The 19,357-nt window shown below is 51.1% G+C and carries 14 protein-coding genes; 10 read left to right on the forward strand and 4 right to left on the reverse strand.

All coding sequences use genetic code 11. The features are described 5' to 3' along the window. The first annotated feature begins 3 nt into the window (after positions 1-3). From NMD08_RS08825 to NMD08_RS08835, 3 genes are read left to right on the forward strand one after another with little or no spacing between them, the layout of a single operon-like run. On the forward strand, positions 4-402 hold the full coding sequence (locus tag NMD08_RS08825) for a PTS glucitol/sorbitol transporter subunit IIA (RefSeq protein WP_006683706.1): 399 nt from the start codon (positions 4-6) through the stop codon (positions 400-402). Beyond that, positions 383-1,396 (forward strand): PTS sorbitol transporter subunit IIB, encoded by a 1,014-nt coding sequence (locus NMD08_RS08830; protein WP_278237790.1) that lies wholly within the window; start codon positions 383-385, stop codon positions 1,394-1,396. Before NMD08_RS08825 ends, NMD08_RS08830 begins: the two co-directional genes overlap by 20 nt. 11 nt (positions 1,397-1,407) lie before the next feature. After that, positions 1,408-2,424, forward strand: a complete 1,017-nt coding sequence (locus NMD08_RS08835) for a Gfo/Idh/MocA family protein (RefSeq protein ID WP_278237791.1) — start codon at positions 1,408-1,410, stop codon at positions 2,422-2,424. A 93-nt stretch (positions 2,425-2,517) separates the two neighbouring features. On the opposite strand, the gene NMD08_RS08840 is transcribed toward NMD08_RS08835, so the two are convergent. Next, positions 2,518-3,273, reverse strand: coding sequence for a MurR/RpiR family transcriptional regulator (locus NMD08_RS08840; RefSeq protein ID WP_278237792.1), 756 nt, complete (start codon positions 3,271-3,273; stop codon positions 2,518-2,520). 365 nt (positions 3,274-3,638) lie between these two features. Here NMD08_RS08840 and rcsC point away from each other — a divergent pair, with 365 nt between their 5' ends. After that, positions 3,639-6,485 (forward strand): two-component system sensor histidine kinase RcsC, encoded by a 2,847-nt coding sequence (gene rcsC / locus NMD08_RS08845; RefSeq protein WP_151219889.1) that lies wholly within the window; start codon positions 3,639-3,641, stop codon positions 6,483-6,485. A gap of 49 nt (positions 6,486-6,534) precedes the next feature. On the opposite strand, the gene rcsB is transcribed toward rcsC, so the two are convergent. Both rcsB and rcsD read right to left on the reverse strand, forming a co-directional pair. Next, positions 6,535-7,185, reverse strand: coding sequence for a response regulator transcription factor RcsB (rcsB, locus tag NMD08_RS08850; protein ID WP_003027592.1), 651 nt, complete (start codon positions 7,183-7,185; stop codon positions 6,535-6,537). A 16-nt stretch (positions 7,186-7,201) separates the two neighbouring features. Continuing rightward, positions 7,202-9,871, reverse strand: a complete 2,670-nt coding sequence (rcsD, locus tag NMD08_RS08855; protein ID WP_187253441.1) for a phosphotransferase RcsD — start codon at positions 9,869-9,871, stop codon at positions 7,202-7,204. A 738-nt stretch (positions 9,872-10,609) separates the two neighbouring features. On the opposite strand from rcsD, the gene NMD08_RS08860 reads away from it, so the two are divergent. From NMD08_RS08860 to mgtE, 6 genes are all read left to right on the forward strand, one after another. Continuing rightward, complete coding sequence (locus NMD08_RS08860; RefSeq protein ID WP_151219887.1) at positions 10,610-11,725, forward strand: porin OmpC; 1,116 nt, start codon at positions 10,610-10,612, stop codon at positions 11,723-11,725. Positions 11,726-11,840: 115 nt separating this feature from the next. Continuing rightward, a complete protein-coding gene (gene apbE, locus NMD08_RS08865; protein ID WP_187253439.1) occupies positions 11,841-12,893 on the forward strand; it encodes an FAD:protein FMN transferase ApbE in 1,053 nt (350 codons plus the stop codon). Positions 12,894-12,972: 79 nt separating this feature from the next. Further along, the gene (gene ada / locus NMD08_RS08870) at positions 12,973-14,037 is read left to right on the forward strand and encodes a bifunctional DNA-binding transcriptional regulator/O6-methylguanine-DNA methyltransferase Ada (protein ID WP_151219886.1); all 1,065 of its coding nucleotides are present in this window, start codon (positions 12,973-12,975) and stop codon (positions 14,035-14,037) included. Beyond that, on the forward strand, positions 14,037-14,687 hold the full coding sequence (gene alkB, locus NMD08_RS08875; RefSeq protein WP_210904546.1) for a DNA oxidative demethylase AlkB: 651 nt from the start codon (positions 14,037-14,039) through the stop codon (positions 14,685-14,687). Before ada ends, alkB begins: the two co-directional genes overlap by 1 nt. A gap of 75 nt (positions 14,688-14,762) precedes the next feature. Beyond that, positions 14,763-16,406 carry a multidrug ABC transporter permease/ATP-binding protein gene (locus NMD08_RS08880; protein WP_151224743.1) on the forward strand — a complete coding sequence of 548 codons (1,644 nt, stop codon included), beginning with the start codon at positions 14,763-14,765 and terminating at the stop codon, positions 16,404-16,406. A gap of 105 nt (positions 16,407-16,511) precedes the next feature. Further along, positions 16,512-17,948: a magnesium transporter gene (gene mgtE, locus NMD08_RS08885; RefSeq protein ID WP_187253435.1), complete on the forward strand. Its 1,437-nt coding sequence runs from the start codon at positions 16,512-16,514 to the stop codon at positions 17,946-17,948. Here the strand turns inward: mgtE and NMD08_RS08890 are convergent. Then, a complete protein-coding gene (locus NMD08_RS08890; RefSeq protein WP_151219882.1) occupies positions 17,911-19,158 on the reverse strand; it encodes a SulP family inorganic anion transporter in 1,248 nt (415 codons plus the stop codon). The genes mgtE and NMD08_RS08890 overlap by 38 nt on opposite strands. Positions 19,159-19,357 lie beyond the last annotated feature (199 nt).

Genomic DNA, 19,357 nt, shown 5'->3' on the forward strand with positions numbered 1-19,357 from the left:
ACAATGAAAGTACTATTTTCGGCTGACGTCGTAAAAGCTGGAAAGAAAGTAGAAGAGGGGTTACTTAGTGGCATGCTGATAACGTTTAACGATCGCGCCCCGGAAGATTATCTCGATTATGTGCTGGTAATTAAGAATATTGTTTGTAATAGCGCGCCATTACAAAAAACAGCGAACTACGTTTTACAGATTAATAACCAGATATGGGGTATCACCTGCTGGGGAGATGCGGCGTGGCAAAACTTATGTGAGCTGGGGCATATGACAGTGGTATTTGACGGGGCAGAAAAGCCAATCGCCTATGGTGCATTACACGTAAAAAGCGATTGCCCGCCTGCCGTTAATGAATTAACGGGCCCATTGACAATAATGAGGAAAACCGATGAAAACCGTGCTGATTAAAAAAGGTCATTCAGGGATTGGCGATGATATGTATTTATCTCGCGATACCAGCAAAGTCATCTTGTCGCTCACCGGGAAAAGCATTGACCCGATTGCCAAAAAATTGGGTGAAATGCTGGAGATGCCGGTTGTTAACGGCTTTGATGCGATGCCGGATGATAAGAAAATCCTCTGCGTGGTGATCAACTGTGGCGGTTCATTGCGCTGCGGCATCTACCCACAAAAAAGAATCAAGACCATCAATATTCTCCCCACCGGCGCGATGGGGCCGCTGGCGAAATATATCACCGAGGATATCTACATTTCTGATGTCAGCAGTGAATCGCTATCGCTGATTGAAACGCTTAATCAGCCGGTCACTGCCCAAGAGGTGGATGTTGTTAAACCTCTGCCCGCAGGTGATGCTTCGGTGGCCGTCAGTCGCCAGGGGGATACCAAACCGCGCGGTTCGGCGACCAACACCGCGCTGGAGTTGATGACCCGATTTGCGACGGGGATCGGTAACTTTGTCAGCCTGCTCTATACCTCCGCGCGCGAGTCGGTTGAGCTGTGCATTAAAAACGTTATTCCGTTTATGGCTTTTATCTCCGTGCTGATTGCTCTGGTGCAGGAAACGGCAATTGGTCAGTGGGCCGGGAATGCGCTGTCACCGCTTGCCGGATCGTTAACCGGTCTGTTTGTCATCGCGATTATCTGCGGCTTACCGTTTATCTCGCCGATTCTGGCTCCGGGGGCGGCCATAGCACAGGTGGTGGGCGTGCTGGTGGGGACGCTCATCGGCAGCGGCGTAGTTTCACCCCTGATGGCGTTGCCGGCGCTGTTTGCGATAAATGTCCAGGTAGGCGCCGACTTTATCCCCGTTGGGCTTTCTATGCAGGAGGCGAAAGAGAAAACCATTCGCCTTGGCGTGCCGGCTTTCCTGCTGTCACGAATGATTACCGCCCCTCTGGCGGTGGCTATCGGCTATCTGTTCTCTTTTGGTTTGTTTAACTGAGGAATCGTGTCATGAACAAAATCAATGCCGCGGTAGTTGGCGCGGGAATTTACGGCAAACACCATATCAATGCTTATCACTATAATCCGTGGGTGAATCTGGTCGGGTTTTGCGAAATCAACCCGGAAATCCGGGCCAGCGTGGCGCAGGAGTTTCGCATTCCCGGTTTTGCATCGCTGGCAGAATTGTTTGCCGCCACGCAGGTCGATTTGGTGTCGATCGCCACCCCGGATCCGTTCCACTTTGATGCTACGATTGAGTCCATCACCGCCGGCAAACATGTGCTGATTGAAAAACCGATGGCGACAACCTCGGAGGAATGCCGGGAGATTATCCGCTGCGCCGCAGAGCATGGGGTGAAAATCGGCGTTGATTACCACAAGCGCTGGGACGGCATGGCGCAACATATTCATCATGAGCTGTTGAAGCCGGAAACCGGCCAGGTACTGCGTGGTTATATGAGCATGGATGACATCATCGACGTGCCAAAAAACTGGTTATCGTGGGCGAACGAGAGCTCTCCGGTCCATTTTCTCGGCACTCACTGTTTTGATTTAATTCGCTATTATATGAACGGCGCCAACGCGGTGAGCGTCTATGCGATAGGACAGAAGAAGAAACTGGTGGCTGAAGGCATCGATTCCTGGGATACCATTCAGTCTTTTGTTACGTTTGAAAATGGTGCGCAATGGACGGTGGAAGTAGGGTGGTGTTTACCGCCAACGTTCCCCAAAGCCAATGATGGTCGGAGTTTTGTGATCACTGAAAATAACTATTATCGGGCGGATGCGCAGTTGCGTGGTTATGAAATGTTTACCCCACAGCGTAGCGCAACGCCAAATTATAACTTCATTAATTACGTTAATAATAAGGCCAGCGGATACGGAATTCAGCCAATACATGATTTTGTGGAACACATATTATTTGATACGCCGTATCTGGCAACAGCCGAAGATGGGTTACAGGCGACGTTAATCTGTGAGGCGGTGCATCATTCGTTATCAACAGGAAATATTGTTCAGTTGTAATTAATCTGGTTTTCACGTCCCATAAACATTCTTTTTGGCTTTAATTTCTCTGATTAAAGCAGGGTATCTTATTCCCCCTGACCCTGCCAACGATCATCGTTTATGGGACGTCTTTTCATTATTCATATTCAGATAGCAATATTGCAGGGCATGAAAAAAAAGCGTATGCAGTGACATTTTCAACGCGGCGAAACTCAGAGGACTGACGCTGGATTGCGGGGTGTACAGCGTCACATCGGCCAGTGATGTACCGCTCTGATGACAGGCGACGGCCAGCGAGGCGGCTTCATGCTCGCGAATCAATGTAATCAACTGGTTATCCGGCTCATCCTTGGAGCCCGGCAGCAGGATGACGGAATCACAATCTGTCAGGCTGTTGGCTAACAGCGAATCGGCGTTTTGATACTCAACGGGAATACACACCTTACCAATATCACTATAGTCCTGAATAATATTGCTGAGCAGAGAACCGAGTTCCCGTGAGTGACAAAAATAAAGATTACGACTGGAGCTGATAATTTCAAAGAAAGTATTAATCGCCGCCGGGTTATTATTGTTAATAAATTCACTGAGAATAATATTGTTCCTGGCCGCCTGCGCCGGAAGCAGGGCGGCGGGCTCACTGCGTAGACACTTAATTAAATCATATTTAAAGGAAGTAAAACCGGTATAACCGAGAGCTTGGGCAAAACGAACAATAGACGGTTGGCTGGTATGGGTCTTTTTTGATATTGCCGTCGAGGTCAGTTTTTCTGCACCTGATAATGTAGCCAGAATGTAACGGCTAATAGTTTGTTCCGTGTGTGAGCCCGTTTTTACCAGTAACTGAAGCTGTTCGATAATGTTCATTGAGGTCCCTCGGTTTTGTTTATTATGACATATACACTTTTTCCTTCAAGTTACCTCTGTGGCGCTCGCGTACTCGTGTACGCGCAGGGGATCAGACGATGTTCTGCATGTCGTTAAGCAGGGCAAGGCGCGAAGCGTTTTTTCTTATTTTCAGATAAGACTGCTGAACGGCTGGCGATTTCTACGATATAAACAAGAGAAGTCATCGGCGCAGCAATCGTTCGGTGGTGTAAAAGTCGCGGGGTTAAGACAGCAGAGCCAGGGCCGTGTATAATGGCCGTGTAAAGAGAGGGCATTGCGACGCCGGACATTTACCGCTACCTTAACGACACTCTATTAATGCCCTGAGGCGGAGCTTCGCCCCTTTGAAATACCTTGCTTCCGTTCATTCAACGCTAAAAGTCTCTCGCTATCTGTTCAGGGCGTTGGCGCTTCTGATTTGGTGTCTAATCGCGTTTGCCTCCGTTTTCTACATCGTGAATGCGTTGCACCAGAGAGAGTCTGAGATTCACCAGGAGCTTAATCTCAGCTCCGATCAGGCGCAACGTTACATTCAGCGCACCTCTGATGTGATTAAAGAACTGAAATATATCGCGGAGAATCGCTTAACGGCGGAAAACGGCGTGATGTCGTTGCGGGCGCGGGATGATAAAACCGTCGTGCCAAACTTTGAGCCGCTGTTTGCCGACTCTGACTGCTCGGTGATGGGCAATACCTGGCGAGGTTCGCTGGAATCACTGGCGTGGTTTATGCGCTACTGGCGTGACAACTTTTCCGCGGCCTATGATTTGAACCGCGTGTTTCTGATTGGCAGCGACAACCTTTGTATGGCTAATTTCGGCTTGCGTGATACGCCGGTTGAACGTGACGGGGCGCTGAAGGCGCTGCATGAGCGCATTATTAAGTATCGCAATGCGCCGCAGGACGAAAACGGTAACAACCTGTTCTGGATTAGCCAGGGGCCGCGGCCAGGAGTCGGCTATTTCTATGCGCTGACGCCGGTATATCTTGCCAACCGACTGCAGGCGCTATTGGGTGTGGAACAGCCTATTCGCATGGAGAACTTTTTCACGCCGGGCAGTTTACCAATGGGAGTGACAATTCTTGATGAAAATGGTCATGCGCTAATTTCGCTTACCGGTCCCGAGAGTAATATTAAGGCTGAACCTCGCTGGATGCAGGAGCGTTCCTGGTTTGGCTATACGTCGGGTTTTCACGAACTGGTGCTGAAGAAAAATCTGCCGCCGTCAGCGCTGAGCATTGTGTATTCCGTGCCGGTCGACCTGGTGCTGGAGCGGATCCGCATGATGATCCTGAATGCTATCCTGCTGAATGTGCTGGTTGGCGCGGCGTTATTTATGCTCACGCGCATGTATGAGCGGCGCATTTTTATTCCTGCGGAAAGCGATGCTCAGCGGCTGGAAGAGCACGAGCAGTTTAACCGTAAAATCGTGGCTTCCGCGCCGGTTGGCATTTGTATTCTGCGCACGATGGATGGCATTAATATCCTGAGTAATGAGCTGGCGCATACCTATCTCAATATGCTGACCCATGAAGACCGGCAACGGTTAACGCAAATTATCTGCGGTCAGCAGGTCAATTTTGTTGATGTGCTGACCAGCAACAATACCAATCTGCAAATCAGCTTTGTACACTCGCGCTATCGTAATGAAAACGTGGCAATTTGCGTGCTGGTTGACGTCAGCGCGCGCGTTAAAATGGAAGAGTCATTGCAGGAGATGGCGCAAGCGGCGGAGCAGGCGAGCCAGTCCAAATCGATGTTCCTTGCGACCGTGAGCCACGAGCTACGCACGCCATTGTACGGTATTATTGGTAACCTTGATTTGTTGCAAACCAAAGAGTTACCCAACGGAGTGGATCGCCTGGTGACGGCGATGAACAACTCTTCCAGCCTGCTGTTGAAGATTATTAGCGATATTCTCGATTTCTCGAAAATTGAATCTGAACAGTTGAAAATTGAACCGCGCGAGTTTTCACCGCGTGAAGTAATGAATCATATTACGGCTAACTATCTGCCGCTGGTGGTTCGCAAACAACTGGGGTTGTACTGCTTTATCGACCCGAATGTCCCGGTTGCGCTTAATGGCGATCCGATGCGTTTACAGCAGGTGATTTCTAATCTGCTGAGTAATGCTATCAAGTTTACCGATACCGGCTGCATTGTGCTCCACGTGCAATGTAACGGCGACTATCTAAGTATTCGCGTACGTGATACCGGGGTCGGGATCCCAGCCAAGGAAGTCGTCCGGCTATTTGATCCTTTCTTCCAGGTAGGTACTGGCGTTCAGCGTAATTTCCAGGGAACCGGGCTCGGTTTGGCTATCTGTGAAAAACTGATCAGCATGATGGATGGGGATATTTCCGTCGATTCAGAACCGGGAATGGGTAGCCAGTTTATGCTGCGTATTCCGCTGTATGGCGCGCAGTATCCGCTGAACAAAGGTATCGATGGGCTTGTCGGCAAACGTTGCTGGCTGGCGGTGCGCAACGCGTCGCTGTATCAGTTTGTTGAATCCAGTCTGACACGTAACGGGATGACGGTGCTGCGTTATGAAGGGCAGCAACCGGATGCAGATGACCTGCTGATTGCCGACGATGTGCTGGACCAGGAGTGGCAGGGACGGGCTGCGGTAATTTTCTGCCGCCGTCATATCGGTATTCCGCTGGAAAGAGTGCCGGGGGAGTGGGTACACAGCGTGGCATCACCGCATGAACTGCCTGCGCTGCTGGCGCATATTTACAGCGTTGAGCTGAGCAGTGAAGAGCTTTCCACGGCGCTGCCAGTCCCGGATAAAGTGGGGGCGACCAACGATGACATGATGATCCTGGTGGTCGACGATCATCCTATCAATCGGCGTTTACTGGCCGATCAGTTGGGATCGTTGGGATATCAGTGTAAAACGGCGAATGACGGGGTGGACGCGCTTAATGTGCTGAGCAAAAACCATATCGACATTGTGTTGAGCGACGTCAACATGCCAAATATGGATGGTTATCGCCTGACGCAGCGTATCCGTCAGTTAGGGTTGACGCTGCCGGTTGTCGGGGTGACGGCAAACGCGCTGGCCGAAGAGAAGCAGCGTTGCCTGGAATCAGGTATGGATAGCTGTTTGTCTAAGCCAGTGACATTAGATGTATTAAAGCAAACGCTGACGGTTTACGCGGAAAGAGTGAGAAAGACGCGGGGATAAAAAAAGCCTGATGGCGTTATGCACATCAGGCTTTTTTGGATACAGAGAATTACTCTTTGTCTGACGGGCTCAACGTGACAGAGGAGAGGTAATTCAACAGGGCGATATCGTTTTCCACACCAAGCTTCATCATTGCCGACTTTTTCTGGCTGCTGATGGTTTTAATACTGCGGTTGAGTTTTTTCGCGATTTCGGTGACCAGGAAACCTTCGGCAAACAGACGCAGAACTTCGCTCTCTTTCGGTGACAGACGTTTGTCGCCGTAGCCGCTGGCGCTGATTTTTTCCAGCAGGCGAGAAACGCTTTCCGGGGTGAATTTCTTACCCTTTTGCAGCGCGGCAAGCGCTTTCGGCAGATCGGTTGGCGCGCCTTGCTTCAGAACAATCCCTTCAATATCGAGATCCAGTACCGCGCTCAGGATAGCCGGGTTATTATTCATGGTCAGAACGATAATCGACAGGCTCGGGAAATGGCGCTTGATATACTTAATTAACGTGATCCCATCACCGTATTTATCTCCCGGCATAGAGAGGTCGGTAATCAACACATGAGCATCTAACTTAGGCAAATTGTTGATCAGTGCAGTGGAGTCTTCAAATTCGCCGACAACGTTTACCCACTCGATTTGTTCAAGTGATTTACGAATACCGAACAGTACAATCGGATGGTCATCGGCAATAATTACGTTCATAGTGTTCATGTAGTGGGCTACCTTGCTACAGCAAGCTCTTGACGTAATTGTCAATGTCGCTGATGTATTTTTCTATACCTGGAGCATCTTTCTCTTGGATAAGATGTTCCAGCGCTTCACATAACTGCTTGCCGGGTACCAGATTAAGCATGGCAAACACGCCTTTCAGGCGATGGGCCGTTTGGGCTAACGCAGCGAAATCACTGGTTGCTGCCTCAGTATACAACCTCTTAACATCATCCGGTACTGTGTCAACAAAGAGTGCATAGTAGCCGCTGGCATGAAGTTCGACGTTTTCATCTCCGCCAGGGGGAAGATCCTGGAGTTCTTCTTGTGCCAGTTGCTCTTCTATCAGCTCGAGGACAGCTTCCTGCATAGCATTGCTCATATTAAAGTTGACGCGCAGTTGACCAGGGCCAATTTTTCGCACGCCAGACTCATCATCGCTTAAAAGAAGGCCTGAGGCAGTAAGATTAGACGGATTATCCGTTAAAAAGAGATCATATTCTTGACTATTCAACCGCTCATCGGGCGTGATGCACGTTGCCCCCCAGTTCTCCAGCTGGCGCAATACAATGCTGCGTACGTCATTAGAGGTGACATCAACCATTACGCAGACGTCATCTAACAAACGTTCTTCACTTTCAGTATGCTGATCGTGAAGGGGCATTTTAACATGGACTATATAACGTGTTCCAAGTTCTTCCCGCGCTTTAATATTCAGATGTCCACCCAACTTGCGGGCGAGCTGATCGCATAACCAGAACGTTAGCGGATTGGCTTTGCCATACCGATCGCCTTGCGTATCATTGATGAACGGGAAATGCAGGTTATCTACTTCATTCAGCGTGACGCCTTCCCCGGTATCCAGAATACGGAAGGTCAGGCGCTCAGCTTCCGACTCATCCTGGTCGACTTCCAGCGTGATTTTGCCAATTTGCGTGGTGGTTACCGCATATTGGATCAGTAACAGCAAAATACGGCGCAGAGCATCCCGGTCGCCACGGCGTTCATCCTGCGCGCTAAGGTGATTTTTAATCAATAGCTGCAGCCCTTTACGTTTAATGGCTGGCAGAAGCTCCGGAACCACGTCATCAATTAACGCCTGTATAGAAAACAGCGTCGATTCACCCTTCCAGTTGTCGCTTTCCAGCAAGTTGGCCAACTGGATTTCGTCTATCATACGCACAAGCACGTCTGCCTGATTTGCCAGTTTCTGGCTGTCAGGGGTATCGAGCGCGGCGGCATTAGCTGCCAGTGTTTTAGCCGGATCTTTCAGCGCGCTGCCAATATTCTGCATAAAGGCCGCGCGGGCCTGCTGGTTTTTTTCATACAGTCGTTGCGCCTGCTTCAGCTTCTTATTCACCAGCACTTCGCGGTCCTGGTCACGAATGATAAAGATCTGCGTTCTCGATGAGATCTGGCTGCGGAATAGTCTGATTTCATACAGCTCATTGTTGATGGTGGCCTGAATCACTCCCTGATGCTGTTCCGCCATACTGGTAATATTTTGCAGATTTAAATGCGGCAGCAGGTGGTCGGCAATTTTATTGCTGATAACCGTGCGGTTTGCTTCCTGATCGTGTACCAGCAAGCCCAGCGGGAGCAAAGACACAATCTCTTCATTGATGGCGCGCAGAACACGCAGTTCATTATTTGCCGTAAGGTTTGGCGCCACTTCGGTGGAACGGGCGGGGAGGTGGCGAAAGGTGGTATAGCCAAACAGTGCCAGGGCCAGCAACGCAATGTTCAGTAACAGCGGTAGCAGAATACTTTGCAGCGTGTCGACCAGCAATGAGCCAAACGGTACTTGCCACACCAGCCGCATACCCGTTGAATTTAACGCCGAAGAGATCTCAATTTTACTGTTGTTGAAATTAATACTGACGCTGTCAGGCGACTCTTTTTCATTCAGGTGTTCGGTCGTGGAGGCGGCGTCAGGTTCCAGATGGAAACTGTCAAGTTGCATGCCGGGTGGGATCAAGTCATTAATCGGCAGGTCAAAAGCGACGACCGTTGCCAGATGTCCAGGCTGATTAAAGGTCGTGCGTAGCGTGAAGTAATGCCCGTTTTGCCAGGCCAGACGGCGCAGTGAAGAGAAGCTTTCACGTTCATCCAACGCATTGGCTTGCTGCAGCATTTCCGCACGTCGTGAATCGACAATATTACCGATGGTCGATTCTTTAAAACCGGAGGTGAGATCTTTTAGCGGCAACGTTGAGATAAGGATCAGGCTATTGTCCTGACCATTCAGGTAATACATTGACCACGGAACATTTTCCGCGCCCCACAGCGTATCGAGATAGGTGGAGATGCGCTGGGTCATCTCCAGTGTCGAACTGTCATGAGAACCGAAAATCAGCGCCTCGGTCTTTCTGCGGGGTTTCTCAAGATAATAGACGTCTTGTTTCAGGCGCGTTTCCTGCAGCCCTTCTGCACCGGACGAACTGGTCGCGGCGGCAATATTGTCATAGATTTGCCAGGTCACGTATCGCCAGGTATCGACTCTTTTATGAATCGCATGGGTGATATCGACAATCTGATAACTCTTATCCTTTAACCAGGTATTGACGGCGCTCTGAACCATCACGCCCATCATCACTAACAGCACAACGATCAGTAATAAGAAGAAACGGGTAATACTTCCCGGTAGCAGGGAGAATCGGGTAGAAACCGTTGTGTCAGACTGACTCATTCGTGTTTATGACCTGTTAAACGACGCGAAAGATGAAGGGGCAGTATAAAGGGTAATGTATGAATTGCCACACTTACACCATACTGCATAGCCCGTATTTTTTACGCTTCATATCGTTGCAGCCATTACGCTGCAAAGGTGTACAGTGGATAACGGTCGGTACATATATTTGTACGGAATGCATACGTTTAGCATTAAATAACAAGAAATTATTTATCAATCTTATATCTGTACACGTTGCGATGAGATAGTTAATAGTCGTTATAGTTTTGCATTGGTAGCACAGAATGGTAAGTTTTGTGTAAAGAAGGGTAAAAAAAAACCGAACGCGAAGCATTCGGTTGAAATAGGGGTAAACAGACATTCATAAATGAATGACGGTAATAAATAAAGTTAATGATGATAGCGGGTCTATTTTAGTTGCGAGTGAAGATTTTGTTTTGTCATTCAGTGCTATAGGTTTTTATAATGTAATTGCATGTTTTATATGAATAAATTAATAATTCTTGATTATTTGTGCTTATTCTGCGCTATTTTTGAATTAAAAAAAGTTCCCGGCTATTAACATCTAGAAACATGTATGTGGACAAATGAAACATCTTTAAAGTATTAGTATCATATTCGTGTTGGATTATTCTGTGTTTTTGCGGAGAATGAAGTTGCCGACTGGTTAATCACCTTAATCAGTATGCAGTGGCATAAAAAAGCAATAAAGGCATATAACAGAGGGTTAATAACATGAAAGTTAAAGTACTGTCCCTCCTGGTACCAGCACTGCTGGTAGCAGGCGCAGCGAATGCGGCTGAAATTTATAACAAAGACGGCAACAAATTAGACCTGTACGGCAAAGTCGACGGTCTGCACTATTTCTCCGATGATAAAAGCGCTGACGGTGACCAAACCTATATGCGTATCGGCTTCAAAGGCGAAACCCAGGTTAACGACCAACTGACCGGTTACGGCCAGTGGGAATACCAGATTCAGGGTAACTCCGCAGAAAATGAAAACAACGCCTGGACCCGTGTGGCGTTTGCTGGTCTGAAATTCGCAGACGTGGGTTCATTCGACTACGGTCGTAACTACGGCGTAGTTTACGACGTAACGTCCTGGACCGACGTTCTGCCGGAATTCGGCGGCGACACCTACGGTTCTGACAACTTCATGCAGCAGCGTGGTAACGGCTTCGCGACCTACCGTAACACCGACTTCTTCGGTCTGGTTGATGGCCTGAACTTTGCCATTCAGTACCAGGGTAAAAACGGTAGCGTGAGTGGCGAAGACGATACCGGCAGAACTTTCACTGGCGTAACCAACAACGGTCGTGACGCGCTGCGCCAAAACGGCGACGGCGTTGGCGGATCTATCACTTATGATATCGGCGAAGGCTTCTCTCTGGGTACTGCAGTCACCAGTTCCAAACGTACCGACGAACAGAACCGTTTGAACTTCGGTACCGGCGACCGTGCTGAAACCTATACCGGTGGTATTAAATACGACGCCAACAACTTCTACTTTGCAACTCAGTACACTCAGACCTACAACGCAACGCGTGCAGGCTCCCTGGGTTGGGCTAACAAAGCACAGAACTTCGAAGCTGTTGCTCAGTACCAGTTCGACTTCGGTCTGCGTCCGTCCGTGGCTTACCTGCAGTCCAAAGGCAAAGACCTGGGCCGTGGCTATGGCGACCAGGACATCGTGAAATATGTTGATGTTGGCGCGACTTACTACTTCAACAAAAACATGTCCACCTATGTTGATTACAAAATCAACCTGCTGGATGACAATCAGTTCACCCGTGACGCAGGTATCGGTACCGATGATATCGTAGCGCTGGGTCTGGTTTACCAGTTCTAATCTGCATTTATTGTTATCAAAGGCCCTGCGGGGCCTTTTTTAATGCCGTTTTTCCGCCGTACAAACAATGATTTTTGGTGTACTCTTGCGCCCGTTCGCATGAGGATAATTACGTATGGAAATGAAATTTTATCGCGCAGCGCTGCTGACGGTGACGATTTTTTTTGTCGGGTGCGATGAAGCCCCGAAACCTGCTCAGACCACAGTACCTGCCACCGTTCTGGAAGGTAAAACCATGGGCACTTTCTGGCGGGTCAGTGCCGTTGGCGTCGATGCAAAACGCGCTGCAGAACTACAGGTGAAGATCCAGACTCAGCTCGATGCTGACGATCAGCTTCTCTCAACCTATAAAAATGACTCTGCGTTGATGCGCTTTAACTTATCGAATAGTTTGTCACCATGGCCGGTTAATGACGCGATGGCGGATATTGTGACCTTGGCGTTACGCATTGGCGCAAAAACTGATGGGGCCATGGATATCACCGTAGGACCGTTGGTTAATCTGTGGGGGTTTGGCCCGGATCAGCAACCGTTGCATATTCCCACTCAGGCGCAAATTGACGCCGCAAAAGCACAAACCGGACTTTCACATCTGAAGGTTGTTAATGAGGCACACCGGAACTACTTGCAGAAAGATCTGCCGGAGTTGTACGTGGATCTCTCAACCGTCGGTGAAGGTTATGCCGCCGATCATCTGGCCCGTTTGATGGAGCAGGAAGGGGTCGCCCGTTATCTGGTTTCCGTTGGCGGTGCGCTCAACAGCCGCGGTATGAATGCAGAAGGGCATCCGTGGCGAGTCGCGATTCAGAAACCGACCGATCGTGAAAACGCGGTACAGGCAATTGTCGACATTAACGGGCATGGCATTAGTACCTCCGGCAGCTACCGTAACTATTATGAGCTGAATGGCAAGCGTCTTTCCCATGTTATCGATCCGCAAACCGGTCGTCCGATTGAACACAACCTGGTGTCCGTGACAGTCATTGCGCCAACCGCGCTGGAAGCTGACGGCTGGGATACCGGATTGATGGTACTCGGTCCGGAAAAGGCCCAGGAGGTAGTGCGTCGGGAAGGGCTTGCGGTCTATATGATTATGAAAGAAGGTGAGGGATTTAAAACCTGGATGTCGCCGCAGTTTAAAAGCTTCCTGGTCAGCGAAAATAATTAAAAAGCAAGATTGCAGGTTTTTGTATCCAGCTATGGGGACACACTGACGCTAAGCGCTATGCTTAACAAAGGAGTCCATAATGAAAAATCGTGTACAGATAACTGATGATGACCGCTGGCAGTCCGTCGTGAATCGCGATGTCGATGCCGACGGTCAGTTTGTTTTCGCCGTTCAGACTACCGGCATTTTTTGCCGTCCGTCCTGTCGTGCAAAACATGCACTGCGCAAAAATGTCCGTTTCTTTGCCGATGCTCGTCAGGCGCTGGCTGCGGGTTTTCGTCCCTGTAAACGCTGCCAACCGGATAAAGACAGCGCGCAGCAGCATCGCATGGAGAAAATAGCCCATGCCTGCCAGCTACTGGAGCAAGAGTTACCACTTACGCTCGAGGAACTGTCGCGGCAGGTGGCGATGAGCCCGTATCACTTACATCGCTTGTTCAAAGCCACGACGGGCATGACCCCGAAAGCGTGGCAGCAGTCGTGGCGCGCTCGCCGTCTGCGTGATGCCCTGGCGAAAGGCGTTCCGGTAACGCAGGCGATCCTCAACGCCGGATTCCCCGACAGTAGCAGCTACTACCGCAAAGCGGATGAGACTTTGGGCATGACCGCAAAGCAGTTTCGCAAAGGTGGCGACAACGTTTCTGTGCGCTATACCCTGGCAGATTGCGACCTGGGCCGTTGCCTGGTGGCGGAAAGCGAACGCGGGATCTGTGCGATCTTGCTTGGCGATGATGATGCCAGATTGGCTGCGGATCTGCATGAGCTGTTTCCCGCCGCTCGGGACGTACCTGCAGATGCCGAGTTTCAGCAGCGTGTGCGCGAAGTGATCGCCGCGATCAACTCGCGCGATACGCCGCTATCGTTACCACTGGATATCCGGGGAACTGCATTTCAGCAGCAGGTGTGGCAGGCGCTGCGGGCAATTCCGTGTGGTGAAACAGTCAGCTACCAACAACTGGCCAACGCCATCGGCAAACCGAAAGCGGTGCGTGCAGTGGCCAGTGCTTGTGGAGCCAATAAACTGGCGATAGTCATCCCGTGTCACCGCGTGATCCGTGGCGATGGCGCGCTTTCGGGCTATCGGTGGGGGATTGGGCGCAAGGCACAGTTACTACAGCGTGAAACGACGCGCGAGGAACCATAATGCTCGATCTCTTTGCGGATACGAAACCCTGGCAAGAACCGCTGGCGTCCGGTGCGGTTATTTTGCGACGTTTTGCTTTTGACCGCACACCGTCTTTACTGCAAGCAATAGCCGCTGTCGCCAGGCACTCGCCATTTCGCCAGATGGTGACGCCGGGCGGCTACACGATGTCGGTGGCAATGACCAACTGCGGCCATCTGGGCTGGACGACGGATCAACATGGCTACTTGTATTCACCCTGCGACCCGTTAACCGGCGTACACTGGCCGCCACTACCGGACGTCTTTGCTGACCTTTGCCAACAGGCGGCAACGGCGGCGGGCTATGCTGACTTTCAACCCGATGCCTGCCTTATCAACCGTTACACGCCAGGGTCAAAACTGTCATTACATCAGGATAAAGACGAGTCTGATCTGCGGGCACCGATTGTCTCGGTGTCGCTGGGGTTACCGGCTATCTTTCAATTTGGCGGCTTGCGCCGTAATGACCCCTTAAAGCGTTTGCTGCTTGAACATGGTGATGTGGTGGTATGGGGCGGCAATTCGCGGCTGTTTTATCATGGGATCCAGCCGCTTAAGGCGGGGTATCATCCGTTGACCGGAGACTGTCGCTATAACCTGACGTTTCGCCAGGCAGGTAAAAAAGAATAAAAATAAGAATTATTATTGCTGTCAGCGAAGAGATGTTTAAACTGCGGGCTGTTATTACTTGCCCGGGTTGTTCGCATGGAACTTTTACTTCTTGTCTGGCGGCAGTATCGCTGGCCATTTATCAGCGTCATGGCGCTCAGCCTCGCCAGCGCCGCGTTGGGGATTGGGCTGATTGCGTTTATCAACCAGCGTCTGATTGAAACGGTCGACACCACGCTGATGGTGCTACCGGAGTTTCTTGGCCTGCTGCTGTTACTGATGGTCGTCACCCTCGGTTCACAGTTGGCACTCACCACGCTGGGCCACCACTTTGTCTATCGTCTGCGCAGTGAATTTATCAAACGTATTCTTGATACCCACGTCGAACGCATCGAACAACTTGGCAGCGCCTCGCTGCTGGCGGGTTTAACCAGCGACATCCGCAACATCACCATTGCCTTTGTCCGCCTGCCTGAACTGGTGCAGGGGATTATCCTGACCGTCGGGTCTGCGGCGTATCTGGCGATGTTGTCGACTAAAATGTTGCTGGTGACGGCTATCTGGATGGCACTCACCATCTGGGGCGGATTTGTGCTGGTGGCGCGAGTGTATAAACACATGGCGACCCTGCGTGAAACCGAAGACAAACTGTACAACGATTATCAGACGGTACTGGAAGGGCGCAAGGAGCTGACGCTCAACCGTGAGCGTGCCGAGCATATCTTTAATCAGATGTACGTCCCGGATGCCAAAGAGTACCGTCACCATATTATTCGTGCCGATACTTTCCACCTGAGCGCGGTCAACTGGTCGAACATTATGATGCTGGGCGCCATTGGCCTGGTGTTCTGGATGGCCAACAGTCTGGGCTGGGCGGATACCGCCGTGGCGGCGACCTATTCTCTGACGCTGTTATTCCTGCGCACGCCGCTGCTCTCTGCCGTTGGCGCGCTACCGACGCTGCTCACTGCGCAGGTGGCCTTCAACAAGTTGAATAAGTTCGACCTGGCACCCTTTAAGGCCGAATTCCCGCGACCAAATGCGTTTCCGAACTGGCAAACGCTGGAGTTGCGTAACGTGGTTTTCCACTATCAGGATAACGCCTTCTCCGTTGGACCAGTGAATCTGACGATTCATCGCGGTGAACTGATCTTTCTTATTGGCGGTAACGGTAGCGGGAAATCTACGCTGGCGATGTTACTGACCGGGCTTTACCAGCCGCAGTCAGGCGAGATATTGCTTGATGGCAAAACGGTTGCCGTTGAAAAGCCGGAAGACTATCGCAAGCTGTTCTCCGCCGTATTTACCGACGTCTGGCTATTCGACAAACTGCTGGGGCCGGAAGGTAAAGAAGCCAATCCGCAGCTGGTGGCGAAGTGGCTGGAATATCTGAAAATGGGACACAAGCTGGAGCTGAGCGAGGGGCGCATCCTCAATCTGAAGCTGTCGAAGGGGCAGAAGAAACGCGTGGCGCTGCTGCTGGCTCTGGCGGAGGAGCGAGACATCATTTTGCTGGATGAATGGGCTGCCGATCAGGATCCCCATTTCCGTCGTGAGTTCTATCAGGTCCTGTTACCTTTGATGCAAGAAATGGGCAAAACTATTTTCGCCATCAGCCACGACGATCACTATTTTATTCATGCCGACAGGCTGCTGGAAATGCGTAATGGACAGCTGAATGAACTGCTGGGCGATGAGCGTGATGCCGCCTCGCGTGATGCTGTGGCTCGCACCGCATAATCTCACGTGCCGCCGGTTTTTTATCCGTCTGGCGGCGCTGTTTGTTGTTATTTATATAAATCAGCATCATGATTAATGATATTTCATATCATGGATTTATGATTAATGTCCGTTACAAACAAAAATAGCGCCAGACTGCGTGATGAAGAGCGTGCGCGTCTTATCTGGTTGCTGACCACTGATAAAGCCATTGTTTCAACACTGTTGGGCAAGCTTACCCTGGCTGAGCAATATGACGTCGGTACGTTAGCCGACGATATTGCTGAGGTAGGGGCGCTGGTTGCCCATCTGCCGCCGCCCGATTTAGCCGATACCCTCGAAGCATTACCTTCAGAAGAGCGTCACGCCCTGTGGCGACTGGTCGAAAGTGAAAAGCGTGGTAACGTCTTGCTTGAGGCGTCAGAAAACGTCTGGGACGACCTGATCGATGAGATGAGCGACCGCGAAATACTGGACGCGCTGCAATATCTCGATATCGACGAACAGATTTATCTGGTGCAGCATCTCCCGCGTAACCTCACTGGACGACTGCTGGCGACGTTACCGGCCGAAGAGCGGGCGCGTGTCCGCCAGGTAATGCATTACGAGAAGAATCGCGTCGGCGCGATTATGGAGTTCGAAGTCATCACCGTGCGTCCGGACGTGACGCTGGAAGTGGTGCAACGCTACCTGCGACGGTTGGGCAAAATGCCGGAGAACACCGATAAACTCTTCGTGACCGATCGCAATAAAGTGCTGGTTGGCGAACTGACGCTAACCTGCATTCTGCTTAATGATGTGCAACGCAAAGTCAGCGAGGTGATGGAAGATGACCCGCTCACCTTTTCTCCGGACGATATCGCTGAAAACGCTGCACGTACCTTCGAACGTGACGACCTGGTCAGTGCCGCGGTCGTTGACCCTTCAGGCAAGCTGATGGGCCGCTTAACCATCGATGAGATCGTCGATGTGGTCTATGAAGAAACTGATACCGATTTGCGTCGAATGGGGGGCTTAAGCGCCGGAGAGGACGTGTTTGCGCCCGTTACCAAAGCGGTAAAAACGCGTTGGGCGTGGCTGGCCGTTAACCTCTGTACCGCCTTCATCGCCTCGCGGGTGATCGACGGTTTTGAACACACGATTTCGCAACTGGTGGCGCTGGCCTCACTGATGCCAATTGTGGCGGGAATTGGCGGTAATACCGGGAATCAAACCATCACCATGATCGTTCGTGCGCTGGCGCTACAAAATATTCAACCGGGGAACCTGACGTTTTTGATCCTGCGTGAAATGGGCGTGGCGGTGATTAATGGCCTCGTATGGGGCGGAATTATGGGCGGTATTACCTGGTGGCTGTATGATGACATGGCGCTCGGCGGCGTGATGACCCTGGCGATGATGCTTAATTTGTTGATGGCAGCATTAATGGGGGTCATCATTCCGATGACGATGGTGAAGCTCGGGCGTGACCCGGCGGTCGGCTCGAGCGTGATGATTACGGCTATCACCGATACCGGGGGATTCTTTATTTTTCTCGGTCTGGCAACGCTGTTTCTGATGTAGCCGCGCGTTTGCCTCTGACGATACGCGGCAGAATGAGCATTGCCATTACGCCGGCAACCACGCCAATCGCCAGGTTGCCGGTCGACACCGTCGCGGCGACGGTCAGTAGCATCACCAGCGTTTCAGTCACAGGGAGTTTCGCCAGTGTGGTGGGTTGAATGCTATGCCAGCTGAAGGTTTTCACCGCCACAATCACCATAATCCCCGCCAGCACCGACATGGGTATTTTCGCCATCACTTCGCTTAACGCGGTAACCAACAGCAGCAAGACCAGCCCGGCGGCAAACGTCGAGACGCGACTGCGTCCTTTGCCCATCTCGACGTTAACGATGGTTTGACCAATCATCGCGCACCCGGCAATGCCGCCATAACATCCGGCCAGAATATTGGCGATCCCAAGCCCGGCGCTCTCGCGATTCTTATTCGACGGCGTAACCGTCAGGTCATCCACCAGGCGGGCGGTTAACAGCGACTCCATCAAACCAACAAAAGCGATGCTTAGCGCACAGGGCCAGATAATCGCCAGCGTTTGCAGGTTGAGCGGTACGAGTAACTGCGTTAATCCCGGCAGTCCGCCGCTCATTGAACCTTCGTCACCGACGGTCGGCAACAGTTGCCCGCTGGTGACAGTGAACACCGTCAGCAGCACGATGGCGATAAGCGGCGCGGGAATGGCTTTAATAAACCGCGGAACCCACAGCACAATCAGCAGGGTCAGAATAAACAGCCCCCAGATTAGCGGGCTTTTGCCCCAGAAATGCGGGACCTGAGCAAAGAAAATCAAAATTCCCAGCGCGTTGACGAACCCGGTCATGACGGCCCCAGGGATGAAACGCATCAGACGCGCCATGCCCAGCACGCCAAACAGGATCTGAATAATTCCGGCCAGCACTACCGCAGGCAGGATGTACTGCACACCGTGTTGATGCACCATCGGGCCAATGACCAGCGCAACCGATCCTGCAGCGGCGGTAACCATTGCCGGACGCCCACCTAAAAATGACATTGCCAGGCACAATACAACCGAGGCGATCAGACTGACTTTCGGATCGACGCCAGCAATAACGGAAAAAGAGATCACTTCCGGGATCAGTGCCAGGGCGGTGACCACACCAGCCAGCGTTTCGCGAACCAGCAGACGGGGTTGGCGCAGCACACCGCGCGTCGTGTGTTCTGCCACTGTTGCAGAGGAGGTGTGAGATGCAGACATAATTACTCTGAGATCAAAATGGCCTGATACAGCAGACCGACAGGCATCCGTGCGGTGAATAGCAAAGCGCAGCATAGTACCCGTCTGAGGGGGCGGTTTCCAGAAATGATTGTCAATAACCCTATAAAATGCCAACGTATTGATAACATTTTTAAAAATTAAATATAATTTATAAACAATATTTAATTATTTTTACTTA

Origin of the sequence: Citrobacter meridianamericanus, from assembly GCF_041320245.1 — a bacterium.
GTDB classification, from domain to species: Bacteria; Pseudomonadota; Gammaproteobacteria; order Enterobacterales; family Enterobacteriaceae; genus Citrobacter; species Citrobacter meridianamericanus.

Excerpts from the sequence above, each read along its gene's own strand:
- NMD08_RS08825 (WP_006683706.1), top strand. The coding sequence starts at position 4 with ATGAAAGTACTATTTTCGGCTGACGTCGTAAAAGCTGGAAAGAAAGTA.
- NMD08_RS08830 (WP_278237790.1), top strand. The coding sequence starts at position 383 with ATGAAAACCGTGCTGATTAAAAAAGGTCATTCAGGGATTGGCGATGAT.
- NMD08_RS08835 (WP_278237791.1), top strand. The coding sequence starts at position 1,408 with ATGAACAAAATCAATGCCGCGGTAGTTGGCGCGGGAATTTACGGCAAA.
- NMD08_RS08840 (WP_278237792.1), bottom strand. The coding sequence starts at position 3,273 with ATGAACATTATCGAACAGCTTCAGTTACTGGTAAAAACGGGCTCACAC.
- rcsB (WP_003027592.1), bottom strand. The coding sequence starts at position 7,185 with ATGAACACTATGAACGTAATTATTGCCGATGACCATCCGATTGTACTG.
- rcsD (WP_187253441.1), bottom strand. The coding sequence starts at position 9,871 with ATGAGTCAGTCTGACACAACGGTTTCTACCCGATTCTCCCTGCTACCG.
- NMD08_RS08860 (WP_151219887.1), top strand. The coding sequence starts at position 10,610 with ATGAAAGTTAAAGTACTGTCCCTCCTGGTACCAGCACTGCTGGTAGCA.
- apbE (WP_187253439.1), top strand. The coding sequence starts at position 11,841 with ATGGAAATGAAATTTTATCGCGCAGCGCTGCTGACGGTGACGATTTTT.
- ada (WP_151219886.1), top strand. The coding sequence starts at position 12,973 with ATGAAAAATCGTGTACAGATAACTGATGATGACCGCTGGCAGTCCGTC.
- alkB (WP_210904546.1), top strand. The coding sequence starts at position 14,037 with ATGCTCGATCTCTTTGCGGATACGAAACCCTGGCAAGAACCGCTGGCG.
- NMD08_RS08880 (WP_151224743.1), top strand. The coding sequence starts at position 14,763 with ATGGAACTTTTACTTCTTGTCTGGCGGCAGTATCGCTGGCCATTTATC.
- mgtE (WP_187253435.1), top strand. The coding sequence starts at position 16,512 with ATGTCCGTTACAAACAAAAATAGCGCCAGACTGCGTGATGAAGAGCGT.
- NMD08_RS08890 (WP_151219882.1), bottom strand. The coding sequence starts at position 19,158 with ATGTCTGCATCTCACACCTCCTCTGCAACAGTGGCAGAACACACGACG.